Annotated in this window: 21 protein-coding genes and 1 tRNA gene; 5 read left to right on the top strand and 17 right to left on the bottom strand. The window is 50.4% G+C overall.

What is annotated here, in order from left to right; genetic code table 11:
• Positions 1-5 precede the first annotated feature (5 nt).
• Positions 6-1556 carry a 23S rRNA (uracil(1939)-C(5))-methyltransferase RlmD gene (gene rlmD, locus DW677_RS13495; RefSeq protein ID WP_117567577.1) on the bottom strand — a complete coding sequence of 517 codons (1551 nt, stop codon included), beginning with the start codon at positions 1554-1556 and terminating at the stop codon, positions 6-8.
• A 300-nt stretch (positions 1557-1856) separates the two neighbouring features.
• Here rlmD and DW677_RS13500 point away from each other — a divergent pair, with 300 nt between their 5' ends.
• On the top strand, positions 1857-2423 hold the full coding sequence (locus tag DW677_RS13500) for a prolyl-tRNA synthetase associated domain-containing protein (RefSeq protein WP_117567578.1): 567 nt from the start codon (positions 1857-1859) through the stop codon (positions 2421-2423).
• Positions 2424-2849: 426 nt separating this feature from the next.
• Here the strand turns inward: DW677_RS13500 and DW677_RS13505 are convergent, their stop codons facing one another.
• From DW677_RS13505 to nifS, 6 genes are all read right to left on the bottom strand, one after another.
• A complete protein-coding gene (locus DW677_RS13505) occupies positions 2850-3860 on the bottom strand; it encodes a GH25 family lysozyme (RefSeq protein ID WP_117567579.1) in 1011 nt (336 codons plus the stop codon).
• Positions 3861-4159: 299 nt separating this feature from the next.
• Positions 4160-4249 (bottom strand) — tRNA-Ser (locus DW677_RS13510).
• Between the two features lie 238 nt (positions 4250-4487).
• Positions 4488-5561: an N-acetylmuramoyl-L-alanine amidase gene (locus tag DW677_RS13515; RefSeq protein ID WP_015553492.1), complete on the bottom strand. Its 1074-nt coding sequence runs from the start codon at positions 5559-5561 to the stop codon at positions 4488-4490.
• Positions 5558-6634, bottom strand: a complete 1077-nt coding sequence (gene mnmA, locus DW677_RS13520; RefSeq protein ID WP_117567581.1) for a tRNA 2-thiouridine(34) synthase MnmA — start codon at positions 6632-6634, stop codon at positions 5558-5560. Before mnmA ends, DW677_RS13515 begins: the two co-directional genes overlap by 4 nt.
• Positions 6634-7074, bottom strand: coding sequence for a Fe-S cluster assembly scaffold protein NifU (gene nifU / locus DW677_RS13525; protein WP_015553494.1), 441 nt, complete (start codon positions 7072-7074; stop codon positions 6634-6636). The genes mnmA and nifU overlap by 1 nt, the downstream gene beginning before the upstream one ends.
• Positions 7075-7086: 12 nt before the next feature.
• On the bottom strand, positions 7087-8271 hold the full coding sequence (gene nifS / locus DW677_RS13530; RefSeq protein ID WP_117470686.1) for a cysteine desulfurase NifS: 1185 nt from the start codon (positions 8269-8271) through the stop codon (positions 7087-7089).
• Positions 8272-8584: 313 nt separating this feature from the next.
• On the opposite strand from nifS, the gene DW677_RS13535 reads away from it, so the two are divergent.
• Positions 8585-10168 carry an oligosaccharide flippase family protein gene (locus tag DW677_RS13535; RefSeq protein ID WP_117567582.1) on the top strand — a complete coding sequence of 528 codons (1584 nt, stop codon included), beginning with the start codon at positions 8585-8587 and terminating at the stop codon, positions 10166-10168.
• Here DW677_RS13535 and DW677_RS13540 read toward each other — a convergent pair whose 3' ends face one another.
• Complete coding sequence (locus DW677_RS13540; protein WP_165860042.1) at positions 10169-10399, bottom strand: hypothetical protein; 231 nt, start codon at positions 10397-10399, stop codon at positions 10169-10171.
• A 137-nt stretch (positions 10400-10536) separates the two neighbouring features.
• The gene (locus DW677_RS13545; protein ID WP_117567583.1) at positions 10537-11061 is read right to left on the bottom strand and encodes an adenine phosphoribosyltransferase; all 525 of its coding nucleotides are present in this window, start codon (positions 11059-11061) and stop codon (positions 10537-10539) included.
• Positions 11062-11378: 317 nt separating this feature from the next.
• Between DW677_RS13545 and DW677_RS13550 the strand changes: the two genes are divergently transcribed.
• The gene (locus DW677_RS13550) at positions 11379-11858 is read left to right on the top strand and encodes an Rrf2 family transcriptional regulator (protein ID WP_021904784.1); all 480 of its coding nucleotides are present in this window, start codon (positions 11379-11381) and stop codon (positions 11856-11858) included.
• Between the two features lie 301 nt (positions 11859-12159).
• Here the strand turns inward: DW677_RS13550 and DW677_RS13555 are convergent, their stop codons facing one another.
• Positions 12160-13470 carry an O-acetylhomoserine aminocarboxypropyltransferase/cysteine synthase family protein gene (locus DW677_RS13555; RefSeq protein WP_117504456.1) on the bottom strand — a complete coding sequence of 437 codons (1311 nt, stop codon included), beginning with the start codon at positions 13468-13470 and terminating at the stop codon, positions 12160-12162.
• A gap of 277 nt (positions 13471-13747) precedes the next feature.
• Here DW677_RS13555 and DW677_RS13560 point away from each other — a divergent pair, with 277 nt between their 5' ends.
• A complete protein-coding gene (locus DW677_RS13560) occupies positions 13748-14746 on the top strand; it encodes an ABC transporter substrate-binding protein (protein ID WP_117567584.1) in 999 nt (332 codons plus the stop codon).
• Between the two features lie 199 nt (positions 14747-14945).
• Here the strand turns inward: DW677_RS13560 and DW677_RS13565 are convergent, their stop codons facing one another.
• The gene (locus DW677_RS13565) at positions 14946-16091 is read right to left on the bottom strand and encodes a D-alanyl-D-alanine carboxypeptidase family protein (protein WP_242992178.1); all 1146 of its coding nucleotides are present in this window, start codon (positions 16089-16091) and stop codon (positions 14946-14948) included.
• A gap of 408 nt (positions 16092-16499) precedes the next feature.
• On the opposite strand from DW677_RS13565, the gene DW677_RS13570 reads away from it, so the two are divergent.
• Entirely contained in the window at positions 16500-18011 is a 1512-nt protein-coding gene (locus tag DW677_RS13570) for a polysaccharide deacetylase (RefSeq protein WP_117514057.1), read from the top strand.
• 239 nt (positions 18012-18250) lie between these two features.
• Here the strand turns inward: DW677_RS13570 and DW677_RS13580 are convergent, their stop codons facing one another.
• From DW677_RS13580 to DW677_RS13605, 6 genes are all read right to left on the bottom strand, one after another.
• Positions 18251-19198, bottom strand: coding sequence for a GTP-binding protein (locus DW677_RS13580; RefSeq protein WP_343220242.1), 948 nt, complete (start codon positions 19196-19198; stop codon positions 18251-18253).
• 114 nt (positions 19199-19312) lie between these two features.
• Complete coding sequence (locus DW677_RS13585; RefSeq protein WP_117567586.1) at positions 19313-20572, bottom strand: CobW family GTP-binding protein; 1260 nt, start codon at positions 20570-20572, stop codon at positions 19313-19315.
• A 305-nt stretch (positions 20573-20877) separates the two neighbouring features.
• Positions 20878-21696, bottom strand: coding sequence for a metal ABC transporter permease (locus DW677_RS13590; protein WP_117567587.1), 819 nt, complete (start codon positions 21694-21696; stop codon positions 20878-20880).
• Positions 21697-22407 (bottom strand): ABC transporter ATP-binding protein, encoded by a 711-nt coding sequence (locus DW677_RS13595; RefSeq protein ID WP_117470694.1) that lies wholly within the window; start codon positions 22405-22407, stop codon positions 21697-21699.
• Positions 22404-23600 (bottom strand): metal ABC transporter substrate-binding protein, encoded by a 1197-nt coding sequence (locus DW677_RS13600; RefSeq protein ID WP_242992176.1) that lies wholly within the window; start codon positions 23598-23600, stop codon positions 22404-22406. The genes DW677_RS13595 and DW677_RS13600 overlap by 4 nt, the downstream gene beginning before the upstream one ends.
• 222 nt (positions 23601-23822) lie before the next feature.
• Positions 23823-24482, bottom strand: a complete 660-nt coding sequence (locus DW677_RS13605) for an HAD family hydrolase (RefSeq protein WP_117567588.1) — start codon at positions 24480-24482, stop codon at positions 23823-23825.
• Positions 24483-24618: the final 136 nt, after the last annotated feature.

Below are 24618 nucleotides of genomic sequence, written 5' to 3' on the forward strand. Positions count from 1 at the left end.
GATTTCTACATATCCTTTCTGTGTAGTCCTACCACAGTCTCGACATGGCTGGTGGCCGGGAACTGGTCCACAGCCCATGCCTTCTCCGCCCTATACCCTTTCTTCTTAAAATACGCCAGATCTCTCGCCAGCGTCTCTGGGTTGCAGGACACATAGACCACGCGGTCCGGATTCAAGATCGCTACAGCATCCATAAATTCTTCTGTGCTTCCGCTTCTCGGCGGATCCATAAATACCACATCGGCATGAGCGTTCTGGGAGGCCATCTGGACCATGAATTTTCCGGCATCGTTGTTGTAGAAGCGGATGTTTTTCTCGCCGTTTACCTTCGCGTTTGTGACGGCATCCCGGACAGCATCCCTGTTTAACTCGACGCCGATGACTTCCTTCGCGGCAGACGCTGCGACGATTCCGATGGTTCCGATTCCGCAGTAGGCATCAACAACGGTCTCTTTTCCGGTGAGTCCTGCTGCCTCGATCGCCAGGTTGTAGAGCTTCTCCGTCTGAACCGGGTTGATCTGGTAGAAGGATTTTGAGGAGATCCGGAATTTCTTACCACAGAGGACATCGACAATAAATCCAGGTCCGTAGAGCACATGTTCCTTTTCCCCAAGGACCATGCTGGTGTCACGTCCATTCACATTCTGCACTACGGTCGTGATCTCCGGGTGAACCTTTCGGAGCGCCTTCACGAAGTTGTTCTTCGACGGGAACACCGGGGATGCGGTGATCAGGACTACCATGATCTCCCCTGTGGCATGGGCGGTGCGCACCAGGACATGGCGCAGGAAGCCGTATCCGGTATCCTCATCGAATACCTTCATTTTGAAGGAGGGAAGAAGTTCACGGATCGTTCCGATGATCTCGTCCGCCTTTTTGTTCTCGATCAGGCATGTCTCCACCGGGAGAACCGTGTGGGTTCCCTCTTTATATACACCGGAGATGATACGGCCTTTCCTGTCGCGGGCCATGACTGCATGGACCTTGTTCCGGTAATGGAACGGGTCGTCCATGCCGATGATCTCCTCAACCCTGCAGAACGGGCGGAGAAGATCAGAAACCTCTTTCTTTTTGTGCTCTAACTGCTTCTCATATGGCATATCCAGATACTGACAGCCGCCACAGGTCTTGAAATGTGGACAGAGGGATTTTTTCCGCTCTGTTTTTGCTTCTGCCTGGACAGATGCATTTTTTCCTCGAACATGTGCTGTTTTGCGGTCATCCTGGCGTTTCGCTGCGGATACAGCCTTCTTTTTATCACCAGCGTTCATGTTTTTCTCTCCTGTATGATTCCATGCTCCGCCATACTTCTTTTCTAATTTTTCATCAATGTATCCCAGCTTTTTTTCTACACTTTTATCCTGATTTCCGTAGTTTCTTCCGTTTCTTTTCTCTGTACCGCTGACGAAATTCTGCGTTTCTTTTCTTCCGCTATTTCTTTCGGTCTTCCCGTTCACATCTCTTCCATTATTCCCGTTTCTGCCAGCGTTCTCTTTCTTCCAGTTCTTCTTTCCCTTATCACCGCCACTTTTAAACTTCTTTTCCCTGTATTCCATAATAAATATTTCTCCATTCTTATCTGAAACATTCCGCTTGATTCCCGGAATGCGGATGATTATAATAACACATAAAGTATAGCGTTTTTTCCCGGAATATTCCACTGAAACTTTTTACCTGGGACAATTCCGGCCGTTATACACAGTTAGACATTTTCTGAGCTGAAAATACTGCATGAAACATGCAGATTTTGCCGGCTTAGAATACAAAACATCAGTAAAATCAGTTGTAACTGTTCCTCACATTTTCAAGAAAGGACGCAGCATCTGGACACTCCAGACACTGCCGAAAAACAAATCATGAATAACGAAACCAATACCCCTGTTGCCGAATCCGGACGCCCGAAGGACGTCACCGGACGAATCGAGACCGAGATCCGCACCTACGATCTCCTGGACTCCTTAAATATCCCCTATATACGCTTCGACCATGAAGCCGCATTCACCATCGACGCATGCAACGGTGCAGACGAAGTCCTTGGGATCCATATCTGCAAGAACCTTTTCCTCTGCAACGCCCAGAAGACGAAGTTCTACCTCCTCCTGATGCCGGGGCATAAGAAATTCAAGACGAAGGTTCTCTCCAAACAGATCGGTTCCGCGAGGCTTTCTTTTGCGGACGATGACCATATGAAGGAATATCTCGGCCTGACTCCCGGATCTGTCAGCATCATGGGACTCATGAATGACCTGGAGGACCATGTAAAGCTTCTGATCGATTCTGACGTCTTAAAGGACGAGTATTTCGGCTGCCATCCGTGTATCAACACCACAAGCATGAAGCTCAAAACGTCCGATATCATGGAGAAATTTCTTCCGGCTGTTCATCACGAGCCGACGATCGTGGATCTTCCATGGGAGGAATAAAAACAGCGTTTTCCACCAATCATCGTAAGTACCAGTTTTCCCACACGCTAAAGTCACCTGTAGAATCCATTAACAGGAATTATTTTTAAATGGTAACTATTCAGTACCTTCATAGTTACGTGCAAAAATCCATTCCAGATCAGCTTCGCTGATGGGATTTTTGCCTTCCAGCCTATGTTTTCTTACGGTCAGCGCAGCAAGTGCGCAGACCTACTGAACAGTTACTTTAAATGTATATCTACAAAAAGAAGAACAGGAACGCAGATCTCATCAAGAGACCGCATCCCCGTTCTTCTTTTTTATCCTTTATTTTATCCTGAAACCTTTATCCGCTCACTGCGTATTTCCGCAGAAAATGTACCATTTCCCTGACCGTCAGCATCCAAAATGTGCTAATCTGCCGCCTGCTCCCCGGAAACTCCGGTTTTACTGCATGATACCATTTGCATCAAACGTATAGCTGACGCCATCGATTGTCATCGTCGTGCCTGTCACCATAGCACCTAACTCAGACGGATCCAGATAATACCAGTATCCATCCGGATTGATCCAGCCGCTCATTCTTCCGCCATCACGGTAGAAGTACCATTTGCCGCTCTCATTCTTCCACTCACCGGTATCCACCGCGGTTCCCTTAGTGACCGGAGCATAATCCTTGTAAGCGAATTCCAGGCATACATTTCCGTTGATTCCGTTTACATGCCCCTTATCCGTACACTGCCAGATCGTGCGACCCTCATATGTACCGTCCGCACCGTATCTCGCAAGCCAGATATCATAGTGGATCTGCTTTGTGTCCATCTCGGTCGTAAATTTGCTGTAGTCGCTGTATACGATCGGTGTATAGCCTGCCGCAGCAATCGTATCACAGAATGCGTTTACCACATCTGTGAGCTCCTGAACCGAAAGCTCCAGGATATATTTTGACTCTACATCCACAGCGATCGGATACTTTACATTGTATCCGGATACTTTTTCTACAGCATATTTCGCAGCCGCCTTCGCTTCCTCCACAGTTTTCGTCTGAAGATAGACATACGGAGCTGCCTGAACTCCGTTGTCCGAAGCCCCCTTCATATTTTTCTCATAATTCGGATCCATGGTGTAACCACCCTCATATCCGTAAGACATCATCTTAATAAAAGCGAACGATATATCATCTGCCGCAACTTTCGCCCAGTCGATATCTCCCTGCCATTTTGCAACACTGATGCCGCGGAGAAGCGCTCCCTCTATTGTTTTTCCATTATTGTCCACATAAACACCATTTACCTTTTTCCATGCATTTGCAGGATCCGTTACACTGGTATCCGTGGATGCCTTATTCTGCTCATCATAACCTGGTCCGATCTCATCCGCAAACGCGGTAAAACTGCCCTGTGTGATCATTAGCACCGCAAGGACTGCTGCCATATATCGAAATTTTTTCTGAAACATTCTGATTCCGCCTTTCTTCTCTGTCCGTGTTTTATTCCTTAAATATTTTCCATCTTCAAAGCTGCACAAGAAACCGTTGTGACTATGAGGATGCTGAACGGTTACAAACAGTTTTCTTTAAGTCTTCACAAGTATACTACAATTTCCCTCTTTTTTTATTAAGAACTTCTTACATTTTCGTTGTCACACCTCTAAGACTTTGTGGCAAAATTTCGTCCAGGATAAAAGTCGCCAGTTTCCTGACAGCCTTCCCTGTGCCGCAAAAACAAAAGAACCCTTGAAAACCAAGGGTTCCGGAGCGGAGACGGAGGGATTCGAACCCTCGTACCGGGATGAACCGATAAACGCATTTCGAGTGCGCCGCGTTACGGCCGCTTCGCTACGTCTCCAGGATGTCTGCCTCTTTAAAAAAGGCAGACTACATATTATTATACATATTTTTTCAGATTTGTATAGAGAAATTACAAAATAATTTTCACCAGCTTGCTCGTGCGTCGGTTTTCATCTCAAAATGCTTTGCAAGCTTGCCTGCATAAACATTTTTAAATGAGAACTGATATTAGGCGAACGCCAAATGCTTCTTGTTTTCATGCACATGAAAACAAGAAGCCAGCAGGCATCAATCCACTAATTCCCCTCCGCAAAATAAGCATCCACTGCTCCGGCGATCCCGCTCGCGATCTTCCCCTGGTAGCCGTCATCCTGCAGCCAGGTATCCTCGTCAGGATTGCTCAGGAATCCCATCTCAAACACACAGACCGGAATCTCGCACCAGTTGATATCGGAGGAGCTGTCCGTCTCCTGGACACCGCGGTTTTTCGTGCCTGTGGTGCCGCAGACGGTGTCAACGATCTTCTTGGAAAGATTATAGCTCTTGTCGTGAAGACTGGCGTTATAAGGATTCTGGGACGTCATGCAGGTGGACAGTGCGCCGTAGACGCTGGAGTTATCCATAGTACCGGCATGAAGACGGATCAGGATATCCGCTCCGCTCTTGTTTGCCGCCACAGACCGCTCCGCGCTGCTCATATTCACATCATGGCTCGTGCGGATCATGACGACATGATAGCCGCGGTTTATAAGCTCTTTTTCCAGCTTTTTCGCCACTGTCAGCGTCACCTCGTACTCCGGGACTCCGCTGGATGTCCCCACCGCGCCTTCCGGCATCTTTGCCTTCATGGTCGTGGAGGACGGGCCGATAGGCTCTTTTGAGGTGTTCGCCTTCGCCTGATGTCCCGCGTCGATGGCAACGGTGTGACCGTTAAACGGGATCTCCGGCGCAGTCTCAGCATCATCGCTCGCAGCCGCTGTGTACGCCGCCGCAGCCGCCTCTCTCGCGGCCTCAACGCTCTCTGCCTCGGACATCTCTGAGGACAGTTCTTCTGATTCTGAAGCTGCTTCCGCCAGTTCTGAACTCTCAGAAGCCACATCACCACCCTCTGGATCTGCGCTTAGCGGTTCCCCGGCAGCTTCTCCGAGCGCCTGCACGTCCGCATCCCCGGATCCGGAAGTTCCTGTATCCGTGCTTTCTGCCACCAGGTCTGCACCATTCCCGGACATTTCAGCCCCCGCCGCCGTCTCACTGCTCAGATCCACTGCCTCATATTTCCTCGCCCCATTGCATCCGGTAAGCACCAGAGCAAAAAGGGCTGCAAAGACAAGGAATCGGAGGAGTCCGTTTCCCTTTTTCATCCTGCTCATAGGATCGTTCCTCCTCCGACTACGCATTCATCTTCATAAAATACAACTGCCTGTCCCGGCGTGATCGCACGCTGCGGTTCCTTAAACTGGCACTCCACCGTTCCATCCGGGAGTTCCCTGATGATACAAGGGGATCCCTTGTGGCTGTAGCGGATCTTCGCGAGAACCTCTTTCTCCTCTCCATGAAGACCGTCGATCGCCATCCAGTTCACATCCCTGCAGATCAGATGATCGGAAAACACATCATTCCCATCGCCGATGACGACCTCGTTGGTCTCCGGGCGGATCCCTGTGACAAACACCGGATGTCCCATCGCAAGGTTCAAGCCCTTTCTCTGTCCGACGGTGTAATGGGTGATTCCCTTATGTTTTCCGAGGATCACGCCATTTTTATCCACAAAGTTTCCGCATCCCGGAACATCGGACGTCTCGCGCTCGATAAATCCGGCATAATCGTTATCCGGCACAAAGCAGATCTCCATGCTGTCCTTCTTCTTTGCCACGGCGAGTCCACGGTCCTCGGCGATCTTTCTCACCTCGTCCTTCGTGTAATCACCGATGGGCATTAAAGTCTTGGAAAGCTGGAACTGGGTCAGGTTGTAGAGCGCGTAGGTCTGGTCCTTCGCCGCCGTCACGGAATTGCGGATCGTGTAACGTCCGTTCGGCAGCTGGCTGATCCGGGCATAGTGACCGGTCGCAATATAATCGGCACCGATCTCCAGGCTGCGCTCCAAAAGCGCCTCCCATTTTACATAGCGGTTGCAGGCAATGCACGGATTCGGTGTCCGTCCGTGCAGATACTCCGCAACAAAATAATCAATGACATTCTTCTGGAATTCTTTCCGGAAGTTCATAACATAGTAGGGAATTCCAAGTGTCCACGCGACACGTCTCGCATCCTCCACCGCACTGAGTCCGCAGCATCCGCCGTTTTCCTCAACCGTACAGGAATCCTCTTCCTGCCAGATCTGCATGGTGACCCCGATCACGTCGTATCCCTGTTCCTTTAAAAGGCAGGCAGCAACCGATGAATCCACGCCTCCGGACATTCCTACCACGACTTTTTTCTTCATTAATATTCCTCGTCCTCTTCATGCTCACTGATATCGGACACTGGCTTCTGTAAGCCTTTGATCTCGATATGGTGCTTTTCTGCATAATCCCAGAGTGCTGCATGGATCGCTTCCTCTGCAAGCAGGGAGCAGTGAACCTTTACCGGCGGAAGTCCGTCAAGTGCTTCCATAACTGCCTTATTGGTTACTTCCATCGCTTCCTCGATCGTCTTTCCCATTACCATCTCTGTCGCCATGCTGCTTGTAGCAACTGCAGCGCCGCAGCCGAAGGTTTTGAACTTGCAGTCACGAATGATGTGGCTCTCGTCATCGATATCGAGATAGATTCTCATGATATCGCCGCATTTTGCGTTTCCGACAGTACCTACGCCGCTGGCGTCCTCAATTTCTCCCATGTTTCTCGGGTGCTGGAAATGGTCCATTACTTTCTCTGAATACATTATTTTTTCCTCTTACTTTCTGTTCTTCTTAATGAAATCCTCATAGAGTGGGGACATTGCGCGAAGCTTCTCCACGATCTTCTTAAGGCAGTCTACAGTATGGTCGATCTCTTCCTTCGTTGTCTCCTCGCTTAAGGTAAGGCGTAAGGATCCGTGCGCGATCTCGTGCGGAAGTCCGATAGCTAAGAGCACATGGGACGGATCCAGGGAACCGGATGTGCATGCAGATCCGCTGGATCCGCAGATTCCGTCCATGTCCAGCATGATGAGTAAGGATTCACCCTCGATGAACTGGAACGCGAAGTTCGCGTTGTTGGAGAGACGGTTTGTGCGGTGACCGTTTAAGCGTGTGTACGGAATCTCGTCCATAACACGTCCAATCAGGTAATCGCGGAGTTCTGTCTCTTTCTTCTTATTATTCTCAAGTTCTGCCATTCCGATCTCGACAGCTTTTCCGAGACCGACGATTCCCGGCACATTCTCAGTTCCGGCACGGCGTTTTCTCTCCTGGGCACCGCCATGGATGAAGGAGCGGAGCTTTAAGCCCTTTCTGATGTAGAGGAAGCCGACTCCCTTCGGTCCGTGGAATTTGTGACCGCTGGCACTTAACATATCGATATGATACTCATCCACATTGATCGGCTCGTGGCAGAATGCCTGAACTGCGTCTGTGTGGAAGATGATCCCGTTCTCATGGGCGATCTCACCGATCTCCCTGATCGGCTGGATCGTTCCGATCTCGTTGTTTGCAAACATTACAGAGATCAGGATCGTATCCGGGCGGATCGCCTTCTTTAACTCGTCGATGGAGACGGTGCCGAACTCGTCTACCGGGAGGTAGGTGATCTCATAGCCGCGCTTCTCGAGATACTCACATGTGTGAAGGATCGCGTGGTGCTCGATCTTTGTTGTGATGATGTGTTTTCCTTTGGACGCGTAAGCCTCCGCAGTCGCGATCAGAGCCCAGTTGTCGGACTCGGAACCGCCATTTGTGAAGTAGATCTCATTGTCCTTCGCGCCGAGAGCGTTTGCTGCAGTCTCTCTTGCCTTTGCGAGGGCTTCCTTACACGGTGTGGAAAACTCATATACCGCGGAAGGGTTTCCGTAATATTCTGTATAAAACGGCAGCATGGCTTCCACGACTTCCGGACGTACCTTTGTCGTAGCCGCATTGTCGAGATAGATTACTTTTTTCATTGTTCCGCCTTTCTGTAAAGCTTGATCATCCAGTCTTGCTGTTATACCGCCGCAAGGCTGAACTGTTACCATTTATTTTATGCCATGACCCGTGAGTCAGCGCCCAAAAAGGCGCAGACAAGCCACAGATATCCTACATTATATACGAAACCGGTTGGGAATTTCAACCGGTAATCTTATGTTTTTTCAGAAATACACAGTAACTCGCTAAGTATTTAGGAAATCCCCGTATTTTCAGCGGTTTCAGCCGTCATATCCCTCTCTTATTTCCACATATATATAACAGAATCCTTCTGCCTCAACGGAGCTGCCCATGCCTTCTTCCCATAAAACTCACCCACTGATCACCGGAACCATTCTCCTCACCGCCGCCGGACTCCTCTCCCGGGTCCTCGGTTTTTTCTACCGGATCTTTCTCTCCCGGACTATCGGCGCTGAGGGACTCGGAATCTACCAGATGATCTTCCCAGTCTACGGAATCTTTTTCTCCCTCTGCGCCGGGTCGATCCAGACCGCCATCTCCCGCTTTACCGCGGCGGACCCGGACCATGCGAAGCGAACGCTGCTCTCTGGTTTTTCTTTATCTTTCGCCATGTCTCTGGCCGCCGCCTTTGTGATCCGGCACTTCTCGGGCCCTCTTGCGGAACATGTCCTCATGGAACCGCGGTGTGCCCCGCTGCTCTCCGTCATGGCCTTCGCGATTCCGTGTACCTCTGTCCATGCCTGCATCTGCGGGTACTATTACGGAAAAGAAAAAGTCTCCGTCCCTGCGGCCGCCCAGCTTTTTGAGCAGACGATCCGGATCTTTACGGTATTTCTGCTGGTGTCTGTCTGCATCGAAAAACGAATTCCGGTCACAGTGTCACTTGCCGTATTCGGGCTGGTTGCCGGGGAAGCCGGGTCGGCATTGTTTGTGCTGATATTTTTTCTTTTATTTCATGAATTTCACGAAAATACAGGCAGATCCTGCAGGATTGGCCAAAGTTCCATAAAAAATCCGCTTTTCAGGAATTCCGAACAAATTTCGGATCTCTCTGGCAATCTGTTCTCTCCCATGTCCGCCCTCCTGGCCCTCGCTGCCCCACTCATGGCAAACCGTCTCATCCTGAACCTTTTGCAAAGCGCGGAGACGATCATGATCCCGGAGCGCCTGACCGTCTACGGACTCACCCGTTCCCAGGCCGTCAGTACATATGGAACTCTCACAGGCATGGCGATGCCTTTTGTCCTCTTTCCATCGGCCCTGGTAAACTCCCTGGCTGTGGTCCTGCTGCCCGCCACTGCGAGGCACCAGTCCGCCGGAAACGACTCCGGAATTGCCGCCGGGATCTCCATGTCCTTCCGATACAGCCTTTATCTCGGAATTTTTTGCATCGGGGTCTTCACAGTCTTCGGAGATGCGCTGGGCTTACAGATATTTAAAAGCCAGGACGCCGGATCCTTCATTCAGATCCTCGCCTGGCTCTGCCCGTTTCTCTATCTCGCCACCTCATCCGGCAGCATTTTAAATGGGCTCGGAAAGACGAAACTCACGTTTTTCCATCACCTGGTCTCACTTCTCATCCGCATCGCCTTCGTGTGGTTCGGGATCCCGGAGTTTGGGATCCGCGCATGCCTCTGGGGGATGCTTGCGAGTGAGATGCTTTTAGCCCTGCTCCATATTCTGGCGCTCCGAAGGATCGTCCCATGCGACTGGAACGCATGGATATTGATCGGAAAGCCTGTTTTCTGCCTGCTTTGCGCCCTGTGGCTCTTCCGGCTCTTTCCGGAAACGCTTCCGCTTCCGGCAGGACTCCCGGATTTTTTCCGGACTGCAGTGCAGATACTTCTTTTATCCACCATGTATCTCCTGTTTCTGCTGTTTTTTCACAGAAAACAGAGTCCGGCCTCTACATGATCACTCGTCGAATTCCACCGTCACATAATACCCGCGGTCATTCTGGATAATATCCTTCACAATGCCCTTTCTGCTCTTCAAACGCTCCGTAAACCGAAACAGTCCTGACATCGCCACCGCCGGTTCGATCATGTAATTCACATTGACCGGCGTGATGGACTCGCTGACATCCACCTCCTGACCGACCTCCACAAGGCCCGGGCGTTCCATTTTAAATACGATCTCCCTCATCTCTGATTCCTCTTTTCTTTTATTCAAACGCACATAAATCCAATGTGCGCTTCCGACAGAACATATCAAAACCGCCGGGTACCGCTTCTTTTCACGGCATCCGGCGGAATCCACCTTGTTGATCATTACTGGAGCATTTATTTTCCTTCGTAAATGATAGCTGAATCTACAGCATACTTTTTCAGTTTTTCTCTTCCTTTTAATCCTGCAAGTTCCATTACGAAACAGATCTTAACAACTTCTCCGCCAAGCTCTTCCACAAGCTTTGCGATCGCTTCCACCGTTCCGCCTGTGGCGATCAGGTCATCGATGATCACGACCTTCTGGCCCGGTCTGATGGAATCTTTGTGGAGCTCGATGGTTCCGGTGCCGTACTCAAGAGCATACTCCATAGAAACGGTCTCTCTCGGAAGTTTTCCCGGTTTTCTCGCCGGAACAAAGGATTTTCCCATCGCGTAAGCGACCGGTGTTCCGAAAATAAATCCTCTGGACTCCGCTCCAACGACCACATCGAAATCTACATCCTTCACCATATCAAGGAGAGAATCGATCGACAGCTTTAATCCGTCCGAATCCTGTAAAATTGAAGTGATATCACGGAAAATAATTCCCGGCTCCGGAAAATCCGGGATGCTTACTACATAATCTTCCAGCTTTTTCATAATATTTATGGTTCCTTTCTGATTCGATCCACGATTACTTCTATTTTATCACATGTGTTTTTTTCTGGCAACCTTGAGAAAAAGCAAAACGTCGGTTGAATGCCTACCTTTTTTGTAGTATAATCAGAGCAGTTCCGGATTCCGCATGTGAGCGGAATCTTTGTTTGTTTCATCTGCGGATGCCCTCTGAGCGTATTTCTGCAGAATAATATCGCAAAATTGTTCCGTATCGGCACAATTATAACATTGTTTAGGAAGTCCAGTGATCTGAGCATCTCACATCTTGTCAGATCACTGTTGAAATTGGTGAAATAATCATGAAAATATCTACAAAAGGTCGTTATGCACTGCGCATGGTCATCGACCTGGCTGAACATGCCGACGATGGCTTTATCTCCTTAAAGGACATCGCCGCCCGCCAGGGTCTCTCAAAAAAATATTTAGAGCAGATCGTTCCACTCTTAAACAAGACCGGAATGCTCTCCACCACCCGCGGCTACCAGGGCGGATACAAACTCGCAAAATCCCCGTCGGAATGCACCGTCGGTGCGATCTTACAGACCACTGAAGGCAGCCTCGCCCCGGTCTCCTGCCTCGAGCACACTCCAAACCCCTGCGAACGCTGCTCCGCCTGCGACACGCTCCCGGTCTGGGAAGGCCTAAACCGCGTCATCATGGACTACTTAGACGGAATCACGATCCAGACGATCCTGGATCAGAAGCATGAGCTGGAGGAAAAGCACAGACTGGCGGCTGAGGAGATCTTAAACAGTGTGAAGGGTCCGTGTCAGTCATAAAATCTGCGGCTTTGTGACTTTTTTATATTGTATTTTATATATCGAAACAAAAAAGCTTCGCAAAAAATTGTCTTAAGGCAGTTTCTTACGAAGTTTTTTCTGTGCCTGTTCAACGGCACAGACCGTTACAGATTTATATATTGGGGACGGCAGCATGGCATCCACATATATTCCACTTCCGTCCAACAATAGAACAGCGGTCACACATATTGCTACGCAGTGACCGCTGTCCTGTATTCGTTCGTTAATTGAGAGGGATTTTTTCCAGCACAGCTCGACGCACGGCTGAACTGTTGGGGGATTATTCCTGTAATGTCTTAAACGCCTCGTCCAGATCCTCGATGATGTCGTCGATGTTCTCTGTACCGATGGAGAGACGGATCGTATTCTGTTTGATGCCCTGGTCCGCTAACTCCTCGTCATTTAACTGGGAGTGAGTTGTGGAAGCCGGATGGATCACGAGAGACTTCACGTCAGCAACATTTGCAAGTAAGGAGAAGAGTTCGAGGTTATCGATAAACTTCTTCGCTGCCTCTGCGCCGCCTTTGATCTCGAAGGTGAAGATGGAGCCGCCGCCGTTCGGGAAGTATTTCCTGTAGAGTCTCTGCTGTTCCGGATCATCGGATACGGACGGATGGTTTACTTTTTCTACAAGCGGATGGTTGTTTAAGTACTCAACGACCTTCAAGGCGTTCTGTACATGGCGCTCTACACGGAGAGACAGTGTCTCGAGTCCCTGCAAGAAGATGAATGCGTGAAACGGGGAGATCGTTGCTCCTGTATCACGAAGTAAGATCGCACGGATCTTTGTAACGAATGCTGCTCTTCCTGCTGCCTTTACGAAGCTTACACCGTGGTAGCTCGGGTTCGGCTCAACTAAGGACGGGAACTTTCCGCTTGCTTCCCAGTCAAAGTTGCCGCTGTCGATGATCACACCGCCGATGGTGGTTCCGTGGCCGCCGATGAATTTTGTCGCGGAATGGAATACGATATCTGCGCCGTACTCGATCGGTCTTACAAGGTACGGAGTTGCGAACGTATTGTCGACAACCAGCGGGATCTTATGTGCGTGGGCGATGGAAGCCAGCTTCTCGATATCAACGACATCGGAGTTCGGATTTCCGAGTGTCTCAACATGGATCGCTTTTGTATTCTCCTGAATTGCATTTTCAACCTCCTCGTAGTTGAACGGGTCAACAAAGGTTGCTGTCACGCCGTACTCCGGAAGTGTGTGTGCTAAAAGGTTGTATGTTCCGCCGTAGATGTTCTTTGCTGCGACGATGTGATCACCTGCATGCGCAAGGTTCTGGAATACATAGGTTGCTGCTGCCGCGCCGGAGGCAACTGCCAGCGCCGCAACGCCGCCCTCCAATGCTGCGATCCTCTTCTCGAAAACATCCTCGGTCGGGTTTGTCAGTCTTCCGTAAATGTTGCCTGCATCTGTGAGACCGAAACGTGCTGCCGCATGCTCGCAGTTTCTGAATACATAGGAAGAGGTCTGGTAGATCGGAACCGCTCTCGCGTCTGTCACCGGATCCGGCTGCTCCTGTCCTACATGAAGCTGTAATGTCTCAAATTTAAAGTTTCTCTCTGCTCTTGTTTTCTTTGCCATAGTGATTTTCCTCCTCTTATCCCGGATCGGGACATCGCATTTCATTCCCGAAAAATTTCTTATTTTCATTTACCAACCACCCTATCTGGTTGCAAGGTAATAGTACCATATGTTGGAAAATCTGTCTAATTGGATGTACTCAGGGTTTACTATAGTTTTTTCCTATTGCTTTATGCTGCGTCAAGGCACCACAGGAATCATGATCGTTTGCACCCTTTCCGGCATTTCTCATACACTGAACATATAGAATGATCGCTAAGAGAGGTCTTTTGGTATTATGAGAAAAATTCTGGCACCGGTTCTTTTTGTGTTTACAGCGGCGGCTCTGCTCACCGGGTGTAAAAAGAACGCGGAATCATCTTTAACTCCCGTGACTTTAAATGAGGTTGCCCACTCCATTTTCTACGCCCCCCAGTATGCCGCCATCGAGCTGGGGTATTTTGAGGAGGAGGGAATCGATCTGACACTGGTAAACGGTGCAGGGGCTGACAAGGTCATGACAGCCCTGGTATCCGGGGATGCGGACATCGGGTTCATGGGATCTGAGGCGAGTATCTATACTTATATCCAGGGCGATGATGACTACGCCGTAAACTTCGCCCAGCTCACCCAGCGGGCTGGGAACTTCCTCGTTGGACGGACACCGGAAGCTGATTTCAAGTGGGAAAACCTCATCGGGAAGAAAGTTTTAGGCGGCCGTGCCGGTGGCATGCCCCAGATGGTCTTTGAGTATATCTTAAAGAAGAACGGCATCGATCCCGCAAAGGATCTCTCCATCGACCAAAGCATCAGCTTCGGTCTCACCGCCGCGGCCTTCACCAGCAATGATTCGGACTACACCGTCGAATTCGAACCCTTCGCCACAGCCCTGGAACAGGAAGGAAACGGCTATGTAGTCGCGTCCCTCGGAAAAGACTCCGGCTACGTCCCTTACACGGCCTACAGTGCAAAAAAAAGCTATATTGAAAAGCATCCGGAGATCATCCAGAAATTCACAAATGCGATTCAGAAAGGCCTCGACTATGTGAACACCCACTCCGCCGAGGAGATCGCCGAGACGATAAGTCCGCAGTTTAAGGAGACCGACACCGAAAAGATCGCGATCATCGTGGACCGCTACAAAGAGCAGGATACCTGGAAAGAAAATACGGTCTTTGAGAAGAAAAGCTTTGAGCTTCTCGAGAACATTCTGGAGGAAGCCGGTGAGCTTGACACGCGGGTTCCTTATGAGGATCTTGTGAATACGGGGTTTGCGAAGGCAGCCGCAGAGAAATAACCTTTTAATCGGAGAGATCTGAATTTTTTTAATCATTGTAACTGTTCAGCAGGTCTGCGCACTTGCTGCGCTGACCGTAAGAAAACATAAGCTGGAAGGCAAAAATCCCATCGGCACAGCCGATCTCGAGTGATTTTTGCTTGTAACTATGAAAGTACTGAGGTTACTAATCATTTAAATTCAGATCTCTCCGATATTTTTATACTTCCTCTCCTCTCATTCTCCACCATCCCATCATCCACTTCACATAGTCAGAAAATCCAGCGGGATCCACATCCCGGTCCGCAATGACAGGGATGTTTCCGATCTCCTCCCCATTAAACCGGTAGTGCAGCGTTCCAAGCTGGTCTCCCGCCTTTACCGGGGCCTTTGCGCTCTCTTCCAGCATCAGTTCCCGCTCCACACCGGAAAAGTCCTCGCCGTGGAGTCCCAGATATGTAAAGGTTTCGCCGTAGGAAAGTTCCACCTCCGGCTCTTTTCCGCCTGTCACGGAGAGTTTCGGAAGCTCCGGCGGCGTCTCATCCTTATAGAGCCTGCAGTTTCCAAACCCATAATTTAAAAGCGTCACAGCATCCTTAAATCTTGCCTTATAGTCCGGTGCCGCCATGATCGCGGCGATAAGCTCCACGCCGTCCTTTTTTGCTGTGGCGGAGAGACAGTATTTTGCGATACTGGTGGAACCTGTTTTCAGCCCCGTCACCTCGAAATTCGTCGCCATCTTTAAGAGCTTATTTGTGTTTGAGAGACCGAACTCCTTTGTCCCCTGCTTCGTCACATGGGTGATATTCTCCATCCAGATCGTCGTGTAGTTTGTGATCTGCGGGTATTTTGTGATAAGTTCCCTGGACATCAGCGCGATGTCCCTCGCCGTAGTCACATGTTCCGGGGAATCCGTGAGTCCACAGCAGTCAATGAACTTCGTGTGCTCCATCCCCAGGCCTTTCGCCCGCTCATTCATCATCTTCACAAAAGTCCCCTCATCGCCTCCGATAAACTCAGCCATTGCCACCGACGCGTCGTTGCCGGAGGCGATGACGATGCACTTAATCAGAGTTTCCACTGTCTGGATCTCGCCCTCCTCCAGGAACACCTGGGATCCGCCCATGGATTTCGCGTGGGCGCTTGTCACCACCTCGTCTGTCAGACGGATCTTCCCTGACTGCAGGGCGTCGAAGATCAGGATCAGCGTCATGATCTTTGTGACACTGGCGGGATTTCTCGGCTCATCCGCGTTTTTCTCGCAGATCACGGTCCCCGTGGATGCCTCCATGAGGATTGCGGCCGGAGCCGTGATCTCCGGGCCGGTGTACGGTGTCAGCTCCGGCTGCATCTGCTGTATTTCCATGATCTGATTTCTTATATCCTTTTTCCACGTCCCTTCCCTCATCATCCCATATCCGCTCACCGGTTCCATCATGAACAGGATTCCGGCCATGATCCCACAAATGCTTCTTTTTCCCACTCTCATATTTCTACTCCCGACCTGCCTGCTGTTCCATAAAATTTCTCCGCCCGGACGCCATTTTATTCCGCCCTGCGGCACGCTTTTCATGTTCTCAGCCAGTTTTTCTCCTTATAAAATATGGCCCGGACATCCCCCTTTATGTCACTGCTTACAAAATGCTTAATTTTTCTATTTCTCGTAGCGTCGGACATGGGGTTGTGCTATGATAGAAGTAATAAATACAGAATTTTATCCGTTGTTCTGTCTGACAAAGGACGGCGGTTACGAATTAAATTACGAGGTGATATTTTGGAATACAATAATGATTTTGAAAGGCGCCGCGCATATATTTCAAGCCGCGAAAAGCTGCGGAAACGGCGGCGGACAGTTCATATTACGATACTGCTGATCGTTCTCGGAGTTCTTCTCCTGGGAATCGGCGGACTGCTCCTCTTTAAAAAAGGAGGCCGCTTATCCACACAGTTGAAAAACAACACTTCTGAATCTTCGGCGGAATCCGATCCGTCCGGAGACGATAAAACGACCGTTTCACTTGCGGAGAGCGGATCCGGAGAAGACGCTTCTCCGGAGTCACAGGAAGCCGCCGTACCGGCTGCCGCTTACAATACAGGCGATACTGCCCTGGATGGGATTTTAAACAGCGCTCACGCAAAATTCGTCACCTACGACTACGATGCTGCCATCGAGATCTTAAACTCCAACCCGGATTACGCGGAGAATTCCGATGTGAAGGAGCTTCTCGCCTCCTGCGAGGAGACAAAATCCACACTCGTCCGGGCGGATGTAAACAAGATCACCCATGTGTTCTTCCACTCCCTGATCATGGATAACTCCAAAGCCTTCGACGGGGACGCAGATTCCAAGGGCTACAACCAGGTGATGACCACGAAGAGCGAATTTTTAAAGATCCTGGATTCCATGTACGAGAAAGGATATGTTCTCGTAAAGCTCCACGATATTGCCCACGAGGTAACGGACGAAAACGGCAATACGAAGATGGTGGCGGGGGATATTATGCTGCCGCCTGGAAAGATTCCTTTTGTCATGTCCCAGGATGACCTCTGCTATTACGAGTATATGGACGGTGACGGTTTCGCAAGCCGGATGATCGTGGGCGAGAACGGAAAGCCGACCTGCGAGATGGTGATGGATGACGGCTCCGTGTCGGTGGGCTCTTATGATCTCGTGCCGCTCCTTGAGGACTTTATCACGGAACACCCTGATTTTTCCTACCGGGGTGCCCGGGCGGTCCTGGCGTTTACCGGATATCAGGGCGTTCTGGGATACCGGACGGATCCGTCCTATGAGAGTTCTAACCCAAATTTTGAAGCCGATAAAGAGACGGTCCGCCAGGTGGCACAGTGTCTCAGGGACAACGGCTGGGAGCTCGCCTCCCACAGCTGGGGACATATCAATTTCGGGAAACGCTCCTTTGAGGATGTGAAGACAGACTCCGATAAGTGGGCCTCCAGGGTGGAATCCCTGATCGGAAAGACGGATATCCTGCTCTACCCATTCGGATCAGATGTTGGCGACTGGCATCCGTACACAATGGAAAATGAAAAATACGCATATCTCCATGAGCTGGGCTTCCGCTACTTCTGCAATGTAGACTCCAGCCAGTACTGGGTACAGTTTGGATCTGACTATCTCCGCCAGGGACGCCGGAACCTGGACGGCTACCGCATGTACTACGACCTGCCGGAGACGAATCCGGAAAAAGACCACTTAAGCGACCTCTTCGATGTGACCCAGGTCTTCGACCGCGAACGGCCGGTTCCGGTGGCACCGATGAATTAGACCTGGAATTAAAAACGGACTTCAAAAGTTATATCTCATATGGCTCACGAAGTCCGTTTCTTTTGTTTATATCCGCTAAAGCTTTCACTGGAAGTCCCTTCTGAATACATGGGAACCCGCAGAGCCTGCCAACGGCAGCTTCTTCGGAATTCGAGAAAATCAAAATACGCTGGACAGTTTTTCCATCCAGCGTACCCGGTATTATTCTGCATTTTCTGTTTTTCAGCTGAAATCTTCATTTAGAACTGCACAATATCCTTGATCTCCTGCGCCGGTTCCACGCTCTCGGCGTAGAGCACCGGACCGACACCGTCGTAGTCCGGCCAGAACTCGTATGCGATCTTCGCACGGACCTTGACCCACTGCTTTGTCTCAAGGTTTCTCGCCTCACGCGCCTTGCAGATAAATCCTAAAAATGTCATATCTGCCTCGCAGCATGTCATCGCCATTCGGCCCGGAACGAAATAGTTCTTCGGGAATTCCGGGGATTTTAATACCATACCGGTGAACTCCACAACTTTTCCCTCGTAGCGGTCCTGCTTATCCATGGCGTCGATGTACCAGATGCCGTAATCCTTCGGATCGATCTTGATCACATCTGCCTTCATGTCGTACGGAAGATCCTCTTCCAGAACCTCCTGCTCGATCTCGCCTTCCGCGTCCTCGAAGATCAGCTCTGCCTGCGGGTTTAAAGCCTTTAAGCCGCGGCGGTAGCGGGTGATGTTCTCATCGCTGACTTCATCGCAGCGGTTCATGATCACAAGCTCGGAGCGCTTTACAAGGAGCGCTAAGAGCGGCTTCATGTTGCTTAAATAGAGCTCGAAGGTGGAGCCATCGATGATCGTGATCTGCTGGAAGAGTTCCCAGGTATCCGGGAGCTGCAGCTGATCCTGCGGCCACATTCCGTTCCACTCGATGAGAACGCGGGCCGGGTCATATAATGCCTCGATCCGTCCGTAGAAATCCTCGTCCATCTCGGAGATATCTTCCACGGTAACGATCTTTGTTCTTGTTTTCTTTAAGATTTCCTTATCGTACTCCGTATCGCCTTCCTCGCAGAGGATCAGAACGGTCGTACCGTCGGCCTGGAAATAGTCCTGCTGTAAAGTATTTGTGATGAACTGGGTCTTTCCCGCTTCCAGAAAGCCGTTGATGACAAATACCGGCATTTTTTCCTGCTGTTTCACTGTCTTATTCTCCTAATTATATAAAATGGTTCCTGCCCACGTCTTGCGCAGACAGGAACTGCCACTGAACAGGTTCTGCAGATCTGGCAGCCTGACCCTGGCAGAATACGTTCATTAAGCCTCAAACGCAGCCTTTAACTCGTCTTCCTTCAGGTTGGAACCGATCACGCACACTTTTCCTGTGTAGATCGGAGCGCCTGTGCGGATCTCGGTCTCTTCCGGTACAAGATCGAAGTAGTACCATGTTCCGTCCGCATCCGGCAGCATTCCCTTTGCGCGGAGAACCTGGCCGTACTTCTCGGAATGTGCGAGTTCCTGTAACAGGGACTCGAGTTTCTCCTTTGTGATGGTACGGTTTGTCTCAAGACCCCAGCTTGTGAATACCTCGTCGGCATCATGATCGTGGTGGTGATGATGGTGGTGGCCGCATCCGCACTCGCTGTCATGGTGATGGTGATGCTCGTGCTCATCATCGTCATCATCGTGGTGATGGTGATGGCCGCATCCGCACTCTTCGTCATCGTCATGGTGGTGATGATGGTGCTCATGCTCATCTTCGTCGTCATCATCGTCATCGTGGTGGTGATGGTGGTGGCCGCACTCACACTCTCCGTCATCGTCATGGTGGTGATGATGGTGCTCATGCTCATCTTCGTCGTCATCATCGTCATCGTGGTGGTGATGGTGATGGCCACAGCAGCACTCCTCGTCGTCATCGTCATGATGATGGTGATGGCCCTCTTTTACCTCCTCAAGGAGCTTCTCAGCCATATCATCTGTCGGCTTCTCAATGATCTCAAGAAGCTGCTCGCCTGTGAGCTTGTCGATCGGAGTTGTAACGATAGCTGCCTTCGGGTTCTTCTCGCGGATCATCTCTACACACTGAGCGACCTTGTCTGCGTCAGCGACATCGGTACGGCTTAACACGATCGTTCCTGCGCTCTCGATCTGGTTGTTGAAGAACTCACCAAAGTTCTTCATATACATCTTGCACTTCTGAGCGTCAACGACTGTCACGGAACCATTTAATACAACGTCGATCTCGCCCGCAACGTCGCAGACTGCCTTCATGACATCGGAAAGCTTGCCGACACCTGACGGCTCGATAATTACACGGTCCGGTGTATACTTTGTAAGGACTTCATTTAAGGAACGTCCGAAATCACCGACTAAGGAACAGCAGATGCATCCGGAGTTCATCTCACGGATCTCGATGCCGGAATCCTTTAAGAAGCCGCCGTCGATACCGATCTCACCAAATTCATTCTCGATCAGGACTACTTTCTCGCCCGCAATTGCTTCTTTCAGAAGCTTCTTTATAAATGTTGTTTTTCCGGCTCCGAGGAAACCGGAGATAATATCAATTTTTGTCATAATGACACCTCTTTCTTGCCATCCGCGCGGCATTCCTGTATTTTTATCTGTCCGCCTTAATTTTATACTGTATACAGACCAGATCCACTGCCGCACTTTCATTTTTCATTACCAATTACTAACTTTAACACATTTTCTAACAAAGTCAAGTACTGCCGCTTCCAGCGGATGTCTGGAAAGCGGCAGAAATACGAGAAATTTTCTCATATAATATTGTTTTCTTGTACAGTCTTCAGGATCTGGCAAAATCCAACCTCATTGAGCGCTTGCGATTACGTATCTGCTGGCATCCTGCTGTTTCTCCCCTATCTCGACTGCTTCACCATCTGAACGACACTGAACACCCCGAACATCGCCAGGTTCACCACAACAACGCTGGCTCCCGCCGGAATTGAATATACATAGGAAAGAATGAGTCCGATAAAGAAGCACACCACAGACACAACGCCCGAGGATACCACAACGCCGAGGAAACTCTTAAATACCCGCATGGATGTCAGTGCCGGGAAGATCACAAGGCTCGAGATCAGCATGGCACCCATCATCCGCATGCCGAGAACGATCGTAATGGCAGTCAGGACCGCGATCAGAAGATTATAGGCGGAGACCCGCACACCCGTCGCCTTCGCGAAGCTCTCATCGAAGGTCACGGCAAAGACCTTGTTGTAGCAGATCACAAACATGCCGAGGACCACCAGGGACAGGACTACGCTTAAGTACATGTCCTCGCGGCTCATTGCTAAAATACTTCCGAACATATAGCTGCTGACATCCGTCGTCATTCCCGTCGTCAGGGATGTGACGATGATACCGATGGCGAGAGATCCTGCGGAAATCATCGCGATCGCCGCGTCACTCTTGATCTTTCCGTTTCCCGTGATCCGAAGAAGCAGGACCGCCGCCGCTGCCACCACCGGGATCGATACCGCGAGAGGCGCCCAGTTAAAGGCCACCGCGATAGAGAGTGCCCCAAAGGAAACATGGGACAGTCCGTCACCGATCATTGAATACCGTTTCAGCACAAGGCTGACTCCCAGGAGCGATGCGCAGAGCGAGATACAGATACCGCCGATCATCGCCCGCACGAGAAACGGATAGGAAAACATTTCCTGTAAAAGTCCCATTTAGTTCTCACCTCCGAGGAATTCTCTTCCGAATTCCGATTTCTTATACTCATCCACGGTCCCGTAAAACTGGACCGTCTGTTTCAACTGTAAGATCTTGTTGGCCTGGGTCACGATATTTCCGATATCGTGGGAGACCATGAGGACAGCCACCTTCTCGTCCCTGTTTAGATGGCGGATCACCGCGTAGAAATCCTGGGTGGATGCCGGGTCAAGTCCCGTGATCGGCTCGTCCAGGATCAGGAGCTTATCCGTAGCGCAGAGGGCCCTCGCGATCAGGGTACGCTGTTTCTGTCCGCCGGAGAGATCCCGGTAGCAGCTCTTTTTGAGATCCGTGATTCCGAGCTTTTCCATATTGACCGCCGCAAGCTTCCGCTCTTCCATCGAGTAAAACGGTCGGTTCCCACGCTTTCCAAGGCAGCCGGAGATCACGACCTCCTGTACCGTCGCAGGGAAATCCTTCTGGGCCGGGGTCTGCTGCGGGAGATATCCGATTCCGGACCGTCTCAACTCGTCCGCCAGCGTCAGGACACCACCGGTGGGCTTTATAAGTCCCAGGAGTCCTTTCATCAGGGTGCTCTTTCCGGATCCGTTCTCGCCGACGATGCAGAGGTAGTCCCCAGGATTGATCTCCATGGACACGTCCTTCACCACGTCATAATTTTCATATCCAAAGTCCACATGTTCACATTTTAATAATGGCTGGTTCATCGATAAAGTCCTTCCCGTAAATTGACAACATTCTGCTCCATCAGTTCCAGATAGGTGACGCCGTTATCAAACTCCCTTCGCGTCACGTTGTGACAGGAGTGGAATAACAACGGCTTCGCGCCGGTCTCCTCGCTGATGATCTCCGCCACCCGGTGGCTGGAGAGTTCCAGGTAATAGACCGCCGGGATCTGTTCCTCCCGCACCTTGTCGATCAGGTATGCGATGGTCTTTGCGCTTGGCTCAGTGTCGGAGGCGCAGCCGGAAAACGCTGCCCGGTACCGGAGTCCGTAGGTGTCCGCAAAATAGCGGAGTGGGAACTTGTCCGCCATGACGATGAGATCTAAGTCCGCGCCGTCTACCACATTGCGGAATTCCTGGTCGAGATTTTTAAGTTTTCCGAGATAATCCTCTGCGTTTGCCGCAAAGGTGTCCGCGTCCGCCGGGTCCATCTCCTGAAGCGTGTCCGTGATCACCTGGGTGATCTTCATGGCATTCACCGGGGAAGTCCAGATGTGCTCGTCATATTCGATCTCGTAATCCGCGTCGTCATCATCGTGCGTGTGTGTGTGATCTTCCGCATCATGATCGTGTTCATCATCCGTGTGGTCATGATCTTCCGCATCATGATCGTGTTCATCATCCGTGTGGTCATGATCTTCCGCATCGTGATCATCGTCATCAGCATGGACCGCCTCATCATGGTCGTGGTCATCATGGGTATCGTCTGCCGACGCATGGCTGTGGTGATGTTCCTCACCTGCGTCCTCCATGCCTTCCACGATCTCTTCCTCCACGGTATCCACATAGTCCATCATCGTGATGACCTTTAAGCTCTCCGAATCCAGGGATGCCACAACCTGGCTCACCCACTGCTCCATGGCACCACCGTTGCAGATCAGAAGGTCCGCGTTCTGGATCAGGCGGATATCTGCCGGTGTCGGCTCAAAGGAATGGCTGTCCTGTCCCGCCGGGATCACCATGGAAAGATCTACGGCATCCCCCGCGATCTGTCTCGTGAAATCGTAGTACGGGAACAGGGTCGTTACAACTTTCAGCTTTCCATCATTCGGAGTTCCCACATCTCCGTGTGTGTCACTAACAGAGCCACAGCCTGTCAGGGTACCAAAAAGAAACATCGCTGCGGTGAGCCATGCTTCTATCCGTTTTCGTCTTGTTTTTCTAAAATACTTCAATCCATTTCCTCCGGTATCTAACGCGCGGGCTGATGTTTTAAGCATAGTTTACGCAAGGTCCGAATTTTCATGTTACTGTCTTTTATTTTTAATAGCAGCTCTTTGTTTTCCTGCGCAGTTTTTCCTGCAGTCATCACTATATATAAATAAATCCGCTTACTGCTGTCACCTTTTATGGCACATTGATAAGTCATGCCGCATCTGCACAGGTCTGCCAAACAGCTACTTTTCAATCTCCGTTAAGATATCAAGCGGTTTCTCAAGCAGAAATTCCGGCTGGAATGCCGCAAGCTCCTCACGGCCCCTGAATCCCCAGAGAACTCCAACCGTCGTCATCTTCGCGTTCTTTCCAGTCTTCATGTCCGTATTCGTATCTCCAAAATACAGGCACTCTGACGGGTCCGCGCCACAGATCTTCGCCGCCTTCAACGCTCCCGACGGGTCCGGCTTCTTCGGAACGCCCTCCTGCTCCCCGATCACCGTGTCAAAATATCCCGCGCCGAATACATATTCTACGGTCTTCTTCGCCTGGGCATCAGGCTTGTTGGATACAACAGCAATCTTTAAACCCAGCTCTTTCGCCTTCGAGGTGAGCTCCACGATTCCATCGTAAGGATGCATCTCATAGTTACAGTATTTTCCGAATATCTCCATATATACAGGGAGGATCGCCTCGTAGTGCGCCTCATCCGTATCCCCGCAGGCCGCGAGGGAACGTTTCATCTGCATTTTATATCCATCGCCGACGATGGTCTTCATCTGCTCCTCGCTTAAAGGGCCGAGACCAAACTTCTCCAGGGAAAGGTTTGTGCAATATGTCAGCGCATGGATCGAGTTTACCAGCGTTCCATCCAGATCAAAGATCAGACACTTATATTTCATATCTGCCTCCATATAAAGCAAAAACGAATCAAAAACTGTGCCACTCATTTTATCACACTAAAAAAAAAATGACAATACCTTTCTGCGCATATATAGGGCTCCGAAAATTTCCTTTAAATCCCATTGACTCTTTCCA

It is taken from the genome of Clostridium sp. AM25-23AC (genome assembly GCF_003435125.1).
Taxonomy (GTDB): Bacteria; Bacillota; Clostridia; order Lachnospirales; family Lachnospiraceae; genus Pilosibacter; species Pilosibacter fragilis.